This window comes from Ruegeria sp. AM4, assembly GCF_056540665.1.
The window spans coordinates 1-14,301 of sequence record NZ_JBQFXD010000001.1; the positions used below are offsets into that span (position 1 = coordinate 1).

12 protein-coding genes and 1 pseudogene are annotated in these 14,301 nt (G+C 59.9%); 8 read left to right on the forward strand and 5 right to left on the reverse strand.

Going from position 1 to position 14,301, the window contains the following annotated elements; genetic code table 11:
• Positions 1-172 (reverse strand): annotated as a pseudogene (gene glyA, locus ACR0JA_RS00005) (serine hydroxymethyltransferase); the annotation flags it as partial.
• 168 nt (positions 173-340) lie between these two features.
• On the opposite strand from glyA, the gene ACR0JA_RS00010 reads away from it, so the two are divergent.
• Positions 341-1,102 (forward strand): NAD kinase, encoded by a 762-nt coding sequence (locus ACR0JA_RS00010; RefSeq protein ID WP_480568157.1) that lies wholly within the window; start codon positions 341-343, stop codon positions 1,100-1,102.
• Positions 1,103-1,370: 268 nt separating this feature from the next.
• Here the strand turns inward: ACR0JA_RS00010 and ACR0JA_RS00015 are convergent, their stop codons facing one another.
• The 4 genes from ACR0JA_RS00015 to ACR0JA_RS00030 form a co-directional block, all read right to left on the reverse strand.
• Complete coding sequence (locus ACR0JA_RS00015) at positions 1,371-2,810, reverse strand: amidase family protein (protein WP_480568159.1); 1,440 nt, start codon at positions 2,808-2,810, stop codon at positions 1,371-1,373.
• 95 nt (positions 2,811-2,905) lie between these two features.
• Positions 2,906-4,795, reverse strand: coding sequence for a propionate-CoA ligase PrpE (gene prpE / locus ACR0JA_RS00020; protein WP_480568162.1), 1,890 nt, complete (start codon positions 4,793-4,795; stop codon positions 2,906-2,908).
• Between the two features lie 231 nt (positions 4,796-5,026).
• Entirely contained in the window at positions 5,027-5,416 is a 390-nt protein-coding gene (locus tag ACR0JA_RS00025) for a GFA family protein (RefSeq protein WP_480568165.1), read from the reverse strand.
• Between the two features lie 44 nt (positions 5,417-5,460).
• Positions 5,461-7,734, reverse strand: coding sequence for an NADP-dependent malic enzyme (locus tag ACR0JA_RS00030; protein ID WP_480568168.1), 2,274 nt, complete (start codon positions 7,732-7,734; stop codon positions 5,461-5,463).
• 178 nt (positions 7,735-7,912) lie between these two features.
• Between ACR0JA_RS00030 and ACR0JA_RS00035 the strand changes: the two genes are divergently transcribed.
• The 7 genes from ACR0JA_RS00035 to upp all read left to right on the forward strand — a co-directional run bounded on the left by ACR0JA_RS00035 (position 7,913) and on the right by upp (position 14,301).
• Positions 7,913-8,608 (forward strand): hypothetical protein, encoded by a 696-nt coding sequence (locus tag ACR0JA_RS00035; protein ID WP_480568171.1) that lies wholly within the window; start codon positions 7,913-7,915, stop codon positions 8,606-8,608.
• On the forward strand, positions 8,571-9,674 hold the full coding sequence (locus tag ACR0JA_RS00040) for a cupin domain-containing protein (RefSeq protein ID WP_480568174.1): 1,104 nt from the start codon (positions 8,571-8,573) through the stop codon (positions 9,672-9,674). Before ACR0JA_RS00035 ends, ACR0JA_RS00040 begins: the two co-directional genes overlap by 38 nt.
• 78 nt (positions 9,675-9,752) lie before the next feature.
• Positions 9,753-10,169 carry a cytidine deaminase gene (locus tag ACR0JA_RS00045; protein WP_480568177.1) on the forward strand — a complete coding sequence of 139 codons (417 nt, stop codon included), beginning with the start codon at positions 9,753-9,755 and terminating at the stop codon, positions 10,167-10,169.
• 4 nt (positions 10,170-10,173) lie between these two features.
• Positions 10,174-11,481 carry a thymidine phosphorylase gene (locus tag ACR0JA_RS00050; protein ID WP_480568180.1) on the forward strand — a complete coding sequence of 436 codons (1,308 nt, stop codon included), beginning with the start codon at positions 10,174-10,176 and terminating at the stop codon, positions 11,479-11,481.
• Positions 11,478-12,689 (forward strand): phosphopentomutase, encoded by a 1,212-nt coding sequence (locus ACR0JA_RS00055; protein ID WP_480568183.1) that lies wholly within the window; start codon positions 11,478-11,480, stop codon positions 12,687-12,689. The genes ACR0JA_RS00050 and ACR0JA_RS00055 overlap by 4 nt, the downstream gene beginning before the upstream one ends.
• Positions 12,686-13,672, forward strand: a complete 987-nt coding sequence (locus ACR0JA_RS00060) for an adenosine deaminase (RefSeq protein ID WP_480568186.1) — start codon at positions 12,686-12,688, stop codon at positions 13,670-13,672. Before ACR0JA_RS00055 ends, ACR0JA_RS00060 begins: the two co-directional genes overlap by 4 nt.
• Entirely contained in the window at positions 13,669-14,301 is a 633-nt protein-coding gene (gene upp / locus ACR0JA_RS00065; protein ID WP_480568188.1) for a uracil phosphoribosyltransferase, read from the forward strand. Before ACR0JA_RS00060 ends, upp begins: the two co-directional genes overlap by 4 nt.

A 14,301-nucleotide genomic window follows, 5' to 3' on the forward strand; every position in this document is an offset into this window, starting at 1 on the left:
TCACCGAGCCCTGCGCCTCCATCACGGCGGCAGAGACGATGTTCTCGGATGCGATCAACTCGATCTCGTCGCGCTGACGGCCCAGCTCGGATGTGATCGAGCCATAAAGCTCGGGGTCGCGATCCGAAAGGGATTGGGTGAAAAAACCGGTGTCACGAAGATTGGCGTTCATGGATGGCTCCGCATGGCTGGGGAAAAACTTGCGGATTTCCTATAGGAAACGTTGGCGCTGCAAAAGGCTTAAAGCGACGATTTGGCTCGCTGCGGCGTCAAGTCTGGCCTAACGGGGAAAGGTATGTTTGTTTCGGAACCAAATGTGCAGCACCGGAAACCGGACCAGATGACCAAAAGAATCGCATTTCTAGCCAGCGACGCCCGCGTTGCGCAATCCGCGCGCGAGGTTTTGGTCGCGCGCTATGGGCACGTCGCTCCGCGGGATGCGGATGTTGTGGTGGCGCTGGGTGGTGACGGGTTCATGTTGCACACGCTGCACGGAATTCGGCATCTGAACACGCCAGTCTACGGCATGAATCGCGGCACCATCGGGTTTTTGATGAACGAATATGCGGAAGCGGATCTGATCAGCCGTCTGGCCGAGGCCGAGGAAGAGGTGATCAACCCGCTGATCATGACCGCCGTGGACCAGTCGGGACAAAAACACGAGGCTTTGGCCATCAACGAAGTGTCCTTGCTGCGCGCCGGTCCTCAGGCGGCGCGGCTGCGGATCAGTGTCGATGGCCGTGTGCGCATGGCCGAGCTTGTTTGCGATGGAGCGCTTTTGTCGACGCCAGCCGGATCAACGGCCTATAACTATTCGGCGCATGGTCCGATTGTGCCAATCGGCGCGGATGTGCTGGCCTTGACGCCGATTGCGGCGTTTCGGCCCCGGCGCTGGCGCGGCGCTTTGCTGCCCAAACACGCTCAGGTCAGGTTCGATGTCATCGAGGCCGACAAACGCCCGGTTATCGTATCCGCCGATTCGGTTGCATTCCCCGATATCGACTGGGTCGAGATTCGCTCGGAGCCAAAAGTCGAGCATCGCATCCTGTTCGATCCCGGTCATGGGCTTGAAGAACGGCTAATTTCTGAACAATTTACATAATTTTTGCCGAAATTCGGGAAATTCATCGGGCTTGTGTGAACAAGTTCACAGGACTGGACACAACCCTTTGGTAATCTGATCATGCCCGGAGAACACGCCGGGGTGGAAGTGAGTGGCCACCCACTGGTGTTGTCCAATGATTGCGCAGTTTTAGCGCTGGCGAGGGTAGGTGGTGCTACGCTCGTTACCAGAAATCCGGGCATATTTTAGTATGCGGACCCCGGGCACAATAACCCGGGGTCAATTTTTTGCGCTCAACCGCCAAAACCTACGCAGTGTCCGCCATGCGCTGCCAAAGAACCGGGGCCATTGAGCCAACACGTTCCTCGATCGCGGCTGCGGCATCAACTGCCAAGTCTTCGCGCCAGCGTCGGGCAGCGATCTGAACGTTGATCGGTTGCGGACCCTTGGGCAGATCGGCCAGCCGTGCAGGCACGCTGGCGGCGGGCAGGCCCAGGAAATTCATCGCGTAGGAGTAGACAGCGCAGCCCAGAACCTCATGTACGCCGTCTGCCCCTTCGGTATCCCGATCCGGTTTGAAAAAAGGCTGTGGCAGGAACGGAGAAAGGACCAGAGGGTAATCTTCCAGAAACAAAGACCATTCGCGCGCGTAATGGCTGCGCTTGGCCATCGTCTGGATCAATTCGGTTTCGACGATGGGCGGAAACTCCTGAAAATAGACGCCAAAGATATCCCGGATCGTTTGCGAGCCGACCGCCTCGATATCGCCTTTCATCAGGGTCAGAACCTCGCCCATCAGGGCGCGGTACCCCGTGCGACCGCAGTCAAAAACATCCGGCGGGTCGATTTCGTGCACCTGATAACCTGCATCCGTCAAAGCGTCGCGCGCAGTGTCCAACGCCTTATCGACCTCGGGGTGCAGCGCATAGCCAAAAGTGTTCTTGGTAAAGGCAACCTTGATTGGACCGTCGAGCGGCGCGCCGTGCCAGGGCAGGGGAACGTGAAACGGGTCGCGCGCGTCGGGCACGATCAGGCTGGGCATCGACAGGTGCAAATCGGCGGTCGAGCGCGTGATCAACCCCTGAACCGACATGGATTGCGCCAGCAGACCACGCTCGGCCTTTTGGCTGGGGTTCCAGGCTGGTACGCGCCCGAGACCGGGTTTGACCGTCACCGCGCCGTTGGCCGCTGCGGGAAAGCGCAGGCTGCCGCCAATATCATTGCCATGCCCCAAAGCGCCGATCCCCGCCATGACTGCCGCCCCGGCACCGCCAGAGGATCCGCCGGCCGAGATATGCTGACCCCAAGGGTTGTGCGTCCGCCCGTAAAGCAGATTGTCGGTGTCGGCTCGGAACGAAAACTCGGGCGTATTGGTGCGTCCGATCACGACGGCACCTGCTTTTTGCAAGTTGGTCACAACCGGCGCGTCATCCGGCGCAATCAAGGCTTTCAGGGCTGCCACACCATTTGTTGTGGCGTGCCCTTTCTGATCGACATTCACCTTTATTGTAACCGGCACGCCCTGCAACGGGCCGGGCTCCGCCCCTTTGGCGCGGGCACGGTCAAGATTGCGCGCGCGCTCCAATGCCTCGTTCCCAAGGTCTTCGACAACGGCATTCAGGGCAGGGTTCGCCCCATGCATCCGGTCAATCGCTGATCTTACGGCAGTTTCTGCGCTAAGGTCTCCGCTACGGGTCAGCGCGGTCAGTTCGGTGGCACTCAGCCGCCAGATGTCGGAATCTGTCATGGGTCCTCACTGTCTTGGGGTGACAGTAGGAGGCCCTGTTGAAGTTGCAAGCAAAAGAGGTCAGGCGGGTGCGCCGTGGCCACCCGCCTAATGGGTCATTGCGCGTAGCCGAGCGTTTGCAGGGCCGAAGTGATCTCGTCCAGAATGGCGGGATCGTCGATCGTTGCTGGCATCTTGTAGTCCTTGCCGTCGGCAATCGACACCATCGTGCCGCGCAAAATCTTGCCCGAGCGGGTCTTGGGCAGGCGATCGACAACAACCGCCTGTTTGAAGGCCGCGACGGGACCGATCTTTTCTCGCACCAGCTTGACCACATCCTGCACCACGTCATCGTGGTTGCGGTCCGTACCCGCGTTCAGGCACAGGAAACCGACCGGCATTTGACCTTTCAACTGATCCGACACGCCAATCACCGCGCATTCCGCGACATCAGGGTGCGAGGCCAAAACCTCCTCCATCCCGCCCGTGGACAGGCGATGCCCGGCGACGTTGATCACGTCATCCGTGCGCGCCATGATGTAGAGGTAACCGTCCTCGTCGATCATCCCAGCGTCGCCAGTTTCGTAGTAACCGGGGAAATGCTCCAGATAGGATTTCTTGAACCGTTCTTCGGCGTTCCACAGGGTCGGCAGGGTGCCGGGTGGCAGCGGAAGCTTGACCGCGATCGCACCAAGCTCGCCCGGTTTCATCGGGTGTCCGCCCTCGTCCAGAATCTGCACGTCGTAGCCGGGCATGGGCTTGGCGGGCGAGCCAAGCTTGGTCGGCAATTCCTCGATGCCCAGCGGGTTGCCTGCGATGGTCCAACCGGTTTCCGTCTGCCACCAGTGATCAATAACCGGAACTTTCAGCGCCTCCTGCGCCCAGGTGATGGTATCGGGGTCGGCACGCTCACCGGCAAGGAACAGCGCCCCGAGGCCAGAAAGGTCGTAGTTTGCCATCAATTCGGCCTGTGGGTCCTCGCGCTTGACGGCGCGAATCGCGGTGGGTGCGGTAAAGAAGCTTTTGACCTTGTGTTCCGCGATGACGCGCCAGAATGTTCCGGCATCCGGTGTGCCGACGGGTTTGCCCTCGAACACGATGGTGGTGTTGCCGTGGATCAGCGGCGCATAACAGATATACGAGTGTCCGACGACCCAGCCCACATCCGAGGCTGCCCAGAAGACGTCACCGGGATCGACATTGTAGATGTTCTTCATTGACCAGTTCAGCGCCACCAGATGCCCGGCAATGGGACGCACCACGCCTTTCGGCGCGCCTGTGGTTCCCGAAGTGTACAGGATATAGGCCGGATCGTTGCCTGCCACGGGCACGCATTCGGCCGGTTCCACCCCGTACTGAAACCCGTGCCAGTTATGATCGCGTCCTTCGATCAGCTGTGCCACTTCCTGTTCGCGCTGGAAAATAACGCAGAAATCGGGCTTGTGGCTGGCCATCTCTATGGCGCCGTCCAGCAGGGGTTTATAGTGAATCACGCGCCCGGGTTCCATCCCGCACGAGGCCGCGATGATGGCTTTGGGCTTGGCATCGTCGATCCGCACCGCCAGTTCGTTGCTGGCAAAACCGCCAAACACGACCGAGTGTACCGCGCCGAGCCGCGCGCAGGCCAGCATCGCCTCTAGCGCCTCGGGGATCATCGGCATGTAGATGATGACCCGATCCCCTTTTTCGATACCCTTGGCCCGCAACGCACCAGCCAGCGTGGCCACACGGTTGCGCAGCTCGACATATGAGATCTCGCGCTTGGTATGGGTGATAGGGCTGTCATAGATGATGGCAGTCTGCTCGCCCCGGCCGTTTTCAACGTGCCGGTCGACCGCGTTCCAGCAGGTGTTGACCTGTGCGTCACTGAACCATTCGTAAAGCGGTGCATTGTCGGCAAACAGGGCTTTGCTGGGAGGGCGAACCCAGTCGATCCCGGTTGCAGCGTCCATCCAGAACGCCTCTGGGTCGGATTTCCAGCTCTCGTAAATCTCCTGATATGCCACGTCGTCATCCTCCTCAAATTCCTTGTTTGTGTGTTAGGCATCCGTCGCCTTTCGGACAAGCGGCTGGACTGGCAGCGCGTCAGTTTATCGCGAAATATTTGCAGATATCGCGCTCTTGGGCTGCAAAGTTTTGCAAACCTGTTTGCCAGCAGAGCAAAATTGAAAGCAGATTAACTTATTTGCAAACTTGCAAACTTTTCGGCTGCAAAGAGAGATGGAATCACGCAGCGCTCAGGTTTTGGATTTGGCGTGGCGCGGCAGACTGTCCTGAGTTGCCAGCCAAGACAGGCGGTCTGAGTCGAATACGTGAAACCGGGGAGGAACCGCTTCGGGGTCTTCTAGCGTCGCGGTATAGAGGTGGATGTTCACCGTGTCCCGGGCGTTGCGATACGCCATCTGCGTTCCACAGGCCGCGCAAAACAACCGTTCGACATCCGGTGACGAACGGTAGACGGCAGGGTCCTGACCTGTCCAATTCACCGCTTCATGAGGCAGGCCAAAAAATGCGGTAACGGGTGCCGCGCAGTTGCGGCGGCAGTCGGCGCAATGGCAATAGCAGCTCCACGCGACATCACCATCGCTTTCCCAACGGACGGCCCCGCAGTGACAATGCCCTTTCAATTCGCCTCTCCTGCTATTGGCGGCCAATTGTCAGGGCCACCGGATCAACCGTAATGCGCGACCGGAGTTCCGGCAATGGCTGCCATGTTCAGAAGTCCGCGCGCCGTGATGGACGGGGTGACGATATGCGCCTTGTTGCCCATTCCCATCAGGATCGGGCCAACCTCAAGCCCATCGGCTTTCATCTTGAGGATGTTGCGAACACCGCTGGCCGCATCTGCATGCGCAAAGATCAGCACGTTCGCTGCCCCTGTCAGACGCGAGTTCGGGAAGATGCGGCTGCGCAACTCCGGATCCAGCGCCAGATCAAGGTTCATCTCACCCTCGTATACAAAATCGCGCGGTTCGGAATCGAGAATATCCAATGCGGCGCGCAGGCGTTTGCCAGACCCTTCCGCCTGATTGCCGAACTGTGACTGCGAACAGAACGCGATTTTCGGTTCGATTCCGAACCGTCTGACATGGCGCGCTGCGCCGATTGTGCTCTCGGCCAATTCCTCTGGGTTTGGCAATTGCCGCACATGTGTATCTGCGATGAACAGCGGGCCATCCTCGAGGATCATCAGCGACATCGCTCCATGCGGGTGCAGGTTCCCGTCGTCGAAAATCTGCTGCACATAGTTCAGGTGCCAGCGGTATTCGCCGAAAGTGCCGCAGATCATGCTGTCTGCCTCACCCCGATGCACCATAATCGCACCAATGGCGGTCGTGTTTGTGCGCATGATTGCTTTGGCCAGATCGGGCGTGACACCCCGACGTTGCATGATTTGGTGATAGGAATTCCAATAATCATAGTACCGAGGATCGTTTTCAGGGTTCACGATCTGAAAATCTTCGCCAGGTTTGACAGTCAGTCCCAGGCGCTGGCAACGGGCGTCGATCACGTCCGGCCTTCCGATCAGAATGGGGGTTTCCGTCGTTTCTTCCAAAACGGCCTGTGCGGCGCGCAGGACGCGCTCGTCCTCGCCCTCGGCAAAAACGATACGGCGCGATGCAACGGCTGCGGCCTCGAACACCGGGCGCATCAGCAGGGCCGACTTGAACACCGTCTGGTTGAGGCGTTCCTTATACGCCTCCAGATCCTCGATCGGGCGCTTGGCGACACCGCTTTCCATCGCGGCACGTGCCACGGCGGAAGAGACAACCCCAACCAGGCGAGGGTCAAAAGGTTTCGGGATCAGATAGTCGGGGCCAAAGGTCAGCTGTTCGCCCTTGTAGGCCGCGGCTGCCTCGGCGCTGGTGGTGGCGCGGGCCATTTCGGCGATGCCGTCGACACAGGCAATCTGCATTTCGTCATTGATCTCGGTTGCGCCCACATCCAGCGCGCCCCGGAAGATGAACGGAAAACACAGAACGTTGTTGACCTGATTGGGAAAGTCGCTGCGACCCGTGGCGATGATGGCGTCTGGCGCGACCTCGCGCGCGGCTTGCGGCAGGATTTCCGGCGTCGGATTCGCCAGGGCAAAGATGATCGGACCCTTGGCCATCCGCTCGACCATTTCGGGCTTCAACACGTTGGGACCGCTGAGGCCAAGAAACAGGTCAGCCCCGTCGATGACATCATCCAGCGTTCGCAGATCCGACTTTTGCGCAAACTGATCCTTGTGCGGATTCATATCCTCGGCCCGGCCTTCGTAAACCAGACCGTGAATGTCGCAAAGCCAAATATTCTCGCGCTTGACACCCAGTTTCACCAACATGCTCAGGCAGGCAATGCCTGCTGCGCCGCCGCCTGTCGAAACCACCTTGATGTCCTCGAAAGACTTGCCCGTCACGTGCAGCGCGTTTTTAGCCGCAGCGCCGACGACGATGGCGGTGCCATGCTGGTCGTCGTGAAAGACCGGGATGTTCATCCGCTCGCGGCAGAGCTTTTCAACGACAAAGCAGTCGGGCGCCTTGATATCTTCAAGGTTGATGGCGCCGAAGGTCGGTTCAAGCGCGCAGACGATATCAGCGAGTTTTTCCGGATCGGGCTGGTCGACTTCGATATCGAAACAATCGATGCCTGCGAATTTCTTGAACAGGACGGCCTTGCCCTCCATCACCGGTTTGGACGCCAACGCACCGATATTGCCCAAACCCAGAACCGCCGTGCCATTTGAAACAACGGCCACCAGATTGCCCCGGGCCGTGTACTTCTCGGCATTGGTCGGGTCGGCCTTGATTTCGATGCTGGCCTCGGCCACCCCCGGCGAATAGGCCCGTGCCAGATCCCGACCGTTGGCCATGGGTTTCGTGGCCTTGATCTCAAGCTTACCGGGCTTGGGATAAGCGTGATAGTCAAGTGCGGCCTGCCGCAGGCTGGGTGTGTCAGACATCGGCGATTCAGCTCCCTAAACATTTTGATTTATGGCTAAACTATTTCTCTGGAAATGGCTATGTCGGCTCATTTGTAACAGTTTCGCTTTGATCGGTCCCCGGCGGGTTGAAAGGTTTCGCAAAAGTTTTACATTCGCACAACTCCGAAACGCAGACACCGAGCAGCCGAGACCTACAATGAGCTTCAAGGACGACTTCCTGGCGGTCGAGCCAAGGGCGGCTCGCTCTGGCTATGGTTATTTTGCGGCCGTTCTGGCGGCGTTGGCGGTTTGCGTATTGCTAATTGCCGTTTGGCTGTGGCCAACCCAGGCGATGAGCCTCAATGATGAAGGCGGACTGTTCGAGACAATCTCGGCTGCGGCTTTGCTGGCAGCTGGTCTGGCGGCGCTTTGGCGCTATCCCGGTTTTAGCCGACTGTATATCGGTGTGGTGTGCCTGTTGCTGGCCGAGCGCGAGCTTGAGGCGGATATCTATCAGACAGGCAGTCTGCCCCACTGGATTCTGAACGGGCTGGATATAGCGCTGGACATGACCGTCGTTCGCGTGGTGCTGGCGGTGATCGTGATTGGCGGTCTGATCTGGCATGGGGTTCCGAACGCATGGCGTGCGCTTAAGATCAAGGCCCCGTTTTTTATGATATTTTTCCTCTCTGGATGCGCTGCGGTTGTCGCGCAGGGGATGGAAGAATTGCCGGGGATGATCGATGCGGATCTGTCCGTGACGATGATGATGCGCCTGTTTGTTCTGGAAGAAACGCTCGAGATGGTCTTTTCAATTGGCATTTTGGCCTCCGTTCTGATCGGATGGCCAAAATCCGCGACTGAAGAGACATTGAATGACATCGACCGGGAAAAGCGCACAGACGCACGCTGAATTTCGCCTGCCGACACAGGAATTGCGCGACGACATTCCATTTTACACCAAGGTTTTGGGGATGCGGATGGATATGATCTATCCGGCCGACGACCCCAGCGTTGCGGTGTTTTCCGGGCACGGGCTGCGATTGCGCATCGAAAAGGATGCACCCGAGCAGCCGGGGACGCTGCGCATCCTTACCGAAAACCCTGACGCATTTGCGGATGGTCAACGCGTTCTGGTCGCTCCGAACGGTACGCGCGTCGAAATCGAGGAACGCAATCCACCGCTTGTGATGCCGGAAACGGTACATTCCTTCGTAGTGCGGCGGCTCAAGGATCAGGCGCCGTGGATCATCGGGCGGGCAGGGATGCATTACCGCGATCTGGTCCCCGACCGACTGGGCGGGTCGATCATTGCCAGCCACATCCGCATTCCGGACGGTGGCCCGGTGCCCGATATGGTGCATTTCCACAAGGTCGGCTTTCAGCTGATTTTTTGCATTCATGGCTGGGTCGATGTGGTCTATGAGGATCAGGGCGACCGGATGCGCCTGACAGCGGGCGATTGCTTTATCCAGCCACCTGAAATACGCCATAGGGTTCTGGAGGCCTCGGACAACGTGCAGGTTATCGAAATTGGTGTGCCCGCCGAACATGTGACTGAGATTGACCACGACATGACGCTCCCCACCCCGCACTATCGCCCGGATCGGGAATGGGGGGGACAACGGTTCGTGTACAATCAGGCCAAGGACGCGGTCTGGCAGCCCTTCCGCCTGCCGGGTTATATCTGCCGTGACACAACGATTGCTGAGAATACCAAAGGTGTTGCCGGGGTGCAGGTCGTGCGCCGCGGGCAGGGCGAACCTGTCTGGTCAAGCCACGATACGGATATCCACTTTAGTTTTGTCATGGCCGGAGAAGTGACGCTTGAGGGCGAGGGCCGCGAACCCTTCCGGTTGGAGCAAGGGGACGCGTTTGTCATCCCGCCCGGAATGCTGACTCGGCTAGCCGATCCGTCGGATGATGTCGAACTGCTCGAGGTCACATTGCCCGGAACGTTCAATACCACGCTGAAATAGGCGCGAATCTGTTAGGAAATGAAAGTGGGGGCTTTAACTCCCATAGTGTTTTCCACTAGGTTGGATTTTTCTGACCAGATGATCAAAAAACGGGGAATCGCCATGTCGCTTAAAGAGGCCGCCTTGTCCGTCCGCGAAAATGCCTATGCGCCGTATTCGAATTTCAAAGTTGGTGCGGCTGTTCGGTCGGCGTCGGGCACAGTTTATTCCGGCTGCAATGTCGAAAACGTGGCCTACCCCGAGGGCACCTGCGCCGAGGCTGGTGCGATCGCAGCGATGGTCGCGGCGGGTGAGCAGCAACTGACCGAGGTGTATGTCGTCGCCTCCAGCCCGCAACCGGTGCCGCCCTGTGGGGGGTGTCGTCAGAAACTGGCCGAGTTTGGTGCACGCGACGTCAAGGTGACGCTGGCGACTGCCGGCGGGGACGAGCTTGAGACCACCATCGGGCAACTTCTGCCAGGCGCGTTTGATGCATCGCATATGGAGGACAGCTGACCCGATGGATGCACGTTCGATCATCGCAAAACTGCGCCGGAGCGAGATGCCTAGCGGCGCGGAACTGAACTGGTTCGCACAAGGTCTGGCCGATGGCGGCATCAGCGACGCGCAGGCCGGTGCCTTTGCCATGGCTGTCTGCATGGGAGGCCTGGGCGCGCAGGGCCGCGCGGATCTGACTGTCGCGATGCGCGACAGTGGCGAGGTTTTGAACTGGGATGTCGACGGCCCGGTGATCGACAAACACTCGACCGGCGGGGTTGGCGACAGTGTCAGTCTGGTCTTGGCCCCGGCGCTTGCCGAATGCGGTGCCTATGTTCCGATGATCTCAGGCCGGGGATTGGGCCATACGGGCGGTACGCTGGACAAACTGGAAGCTATTCCCGGGGTCAGCACGCAGATCAGTCAGGATCGTCTGGCGCAGATTCTGCAAGAAACCGGGGCGGCCATTGTGGGTGCAACCGGTCAGATCGCCCCGGCCGACAAACGTCTTTATGCGGTGCGCGATGTGACGGCAACGGTCGAAAGCCTCGATCTGATCACCGCGTCGATCCTGTCCAAGAAACTGGCCGCCAGCCCGGATGCGCTGGTTCTTGACGTCAAGATGGGTAGCGGCGCATTCATGAAAACCATAGATCGGGCACGCGGTCTGGCGCAGGCGCTGACCGAGACCGCCAATGCGGCTGGTTGCCGGACATCCGCAGTCATCACCGACATGTCGCAACCGCTGGCCCCGGCCTTGGGGAACGCGCTGGAAGTTGCCGAAGTGATGAAGGTTCTAACCGGGGACCACAACTCACCGCTGGCCGAGATCTCGGCCGAGTTGGGCGGTGTGCTGCTCGTCGATGCTGGCATCTGCGAAACGGTCGACGCTGGCCGCAGCAAAGTCGACGAAATCATCCGCGATGGCCGTGCGGCCGACCGCTTTGGCCGGATGATGGCATCGGTTGGTGGACCCGTGCAATTCGTCGATACCTGGGCGCGGTTCCTGCCGGAAGCCAACGTTATTCAAGAGGTTCCCGCGCCGCAGGACGGCTATGTCACGGCGATTGATGGCGAGGCCCTGGGCCTCGCCGTGGTGGCGCTGGGCGGTGGGCGTCAGGTGGAAAGCGACGAAATTGACCCCGCCGTCGGGATTTCCGGTATCGTGCGGTTGGGTCAGCGCGTCAGCAAAGGTGAGCCGCTGGCTGTGGTTCACGCCGGGCGCGAAGATGCGGCGCAGCGTGCGGGCGCAAGCGTTCTGTCGGCGGTGACGATTTCCGAAACGCCGTCAGAGGTTCCGAAACTGGTGCATGAAAGGATCACGGCATGAGCCGCGCTTTTCTGGTGGTAATGGATTCAGTCGGAATCGGTGGCGCCGGGGATGCCGACCGGTTTTTCAATGGGGACATGCCGGACACCGGTGCAAATACCGTGGCGCATATCGCACAAGCCTGCGCCGAAGGCCGGGCCGAGGAGGGGCGCAGCGGACCGCTGCGCTTGCCCAATCTTGACGCGCTCGGCCTGGGTGCTGCGGCCCGTCTGGCGTCGGGCGATCAAACGCCGGGGCTTGAGGCCGAACCCACGGGGCTCTGGGGCTGCGCAAGCGAGCATTCACCCGGCAAAGACACGCCCTCGGGCCATTGGGAACTGGCGGGGGTGCCAGTGCCGTGGGATTGGCACTATTTCCCGAACACCGTCCCGGCCTTTCCCGCTGATCTCACCCGCGCCGCAGCCGAGGCAGCGGGAACGGACGGCATTCTGGGCGATTGCCACGCTTCGGGCACCGTTATCATCGCCGAACTGGGCGCGGAACACATGCGGACGGGTTTGCCTATCTGCTACACCTCGGCTGACAGCGTGTTCCAGATTGCCGCGCATGAGGAGAGTTTTGGCCTCGACCGATTGCTTGAGATGTGCCGAACGCTGGCTCCGCGCCTGCATGACATGAAAATTGGCCGAGTCATCGCGCGACCCTTTGTCGGCACTCCGGAAACCGGGTTTACGCGCACGACCAACCGCAAGGACTTTGCCATTCTGCCCCCTGCGCCGGTTCTGACCAATTGGGTGCAGGACGCCGGACGCCATGTCTATGCGGTCGGCAAAATCGGCGACATCTTCTCGATGCAAGGGATCGACACGCTGCGCAAAGGCGCGGATGCGGAGCTGATGAAGCATCTGTCCGATCTAGTCGACGAGGCCGAGGAGGGCAGCCTGACCTTCGCCAATTTCGTCGAGTTCGACAGCCTTTACGGCCACCGTCGCGATATCAGCGGTTATGCCCGCGCGTTGGAATGGTTTGACCGGGAAATCGGCCTGATCCTGAACAAGCTGCGTCCGGGCGATCTGATGCTGTTGACCGCCGATCATGGCAACGACCCAAGCTGGCCCGGAACCGACCACACGCGCGAACAGGCGCCGGTGTTGATCGCAGGGCAGGGTGCTGGCCAGATCGGTCAGGTTGAGTTCGCCGACGTCGCTGCCAGTATCGCCCATCACCTGAACATACCGGCACAAGGGCCGGGAAGGACTTTTCTATGACCGTTGCGGACTTGCCCAAGATCGAATTGCACCTGCACCACGAAGGTGCAGCACCTCCAGCCTTTATCCGGCAATTGGCGCATGAAAAACGCGTGGACCTCAGCGAGATATTCAAACCGGACGGGTCTTATGACTTCCGTGACTTTGCGCATTTCCTCAGCGTTTATGAAGCGGCCTGCGAAGTGCTGAAATCGCCCGAGGATTTCCGGCGGCTTACATTGGCCATTCTGGAGGAAAGTGCCGAGAATGGCGTGGTCTACACCGAAAGCTTCCTGAGCCCCGATTTTTGCGGCGGCGGCGATCTGGATGCATGGAAAGACTATTTGAACGCCATTCGGGACGCGGCGGATGAGGCAGAAAAAAAATTCGGCATCACCTTGCGCGGCGTCGCCACCTGTGTGCGCCACTTTGGCCCCGAACAGGCCAAACGCAGCGCCTATTGCGCGGCTGAGACCGCCGGAGACTGGATCACCGGGTTCGGCATGGGGGGCAATGAATCAGTGGGTGCGCAGGCGGACTACAAATGGGCCTTCGATTGTGCGCGCGAAGCGGGCTTGCGCCTGACCACCCACGCGGGAGAGTTTGGTGGCCCTGACAGCGTTCGGGATGCGGTCCGGCATTTGGGGGTCGAGCGTATCGGCCACGGCGTTCGCGCCTTCGAAGACCCCGACTTGGTCCACGAATTGATCGACCGGGGCACAACGCTTGAGGTCTGCCCCGGCTCGAATGTTGTACTGGGCCTGTTCCCGGGCTTTGATGCCCATCCGATTGCGCAACTGCGGGATGCGGGCGTAAAAGTCACGGTGTCGACTGATGATCCGCCGTTCTTCCACACCACGATGCGCCGCGAATACGAGATGCTGCACAAGGCGTTCGGCTGGGATGCCGAAGACTTTGCCGCGCTGAACAAAACCGCGCTGGACGCGGCCTTTTGCGATGAAGACACCCGCGCCCGGGTGCAAAAGAGACTGGAGAGACCATGAGCGAACACCTGACCGTCGTCGATCACCCGCTGGTGCAGCACAAACTGACGCTCATGCGGGACAAGGGGACCTCGACCGCAGTGTTCCGCCAGTTGCTGCGCGAGATCACCTTGCTGCTGGCCTATGAGGTCACGCGAGAGATGCCGCTGACCACCCGCCACATCGAAACGCCGATGGAAGAGATGGACGCGCCTATCCTGGCGGGCAAGAAGCTGGCGCTGGTGTCGATCCTGCGCGCCGGAAACGGGATGCTGGACGGGGTGCTGGAACTGGTCCCTTCAGCCCGCGTCGGTTTTGTCGGTCTGTACCGAGACGAAGAGACGCTGAAGCCGGTGCAGTATTATTTTAAAGCGCCGGAAGGGTTGAAAGATCGGCTGGTCATTGCCGTTGATCCGATGCTCGCCACCGGCAACAGTTCGGCCGCAGCGATTGATCTGCTGAAAGAGGCAGGCGCGACGGACATCCGGTTCCTATGCCTGTTGGCTGCCCCCGAGGGTGTCGCACGCATGAAAGAGGCGCATCCGGACGTCAAGATCGTCACCGCCTCGCTGGATCGAGAGCTCAACTCAAAAGGCTATATCATGCCGGGTCTCGGCGATGCCGGAGACCGGATGTTCGGCACCAAATAA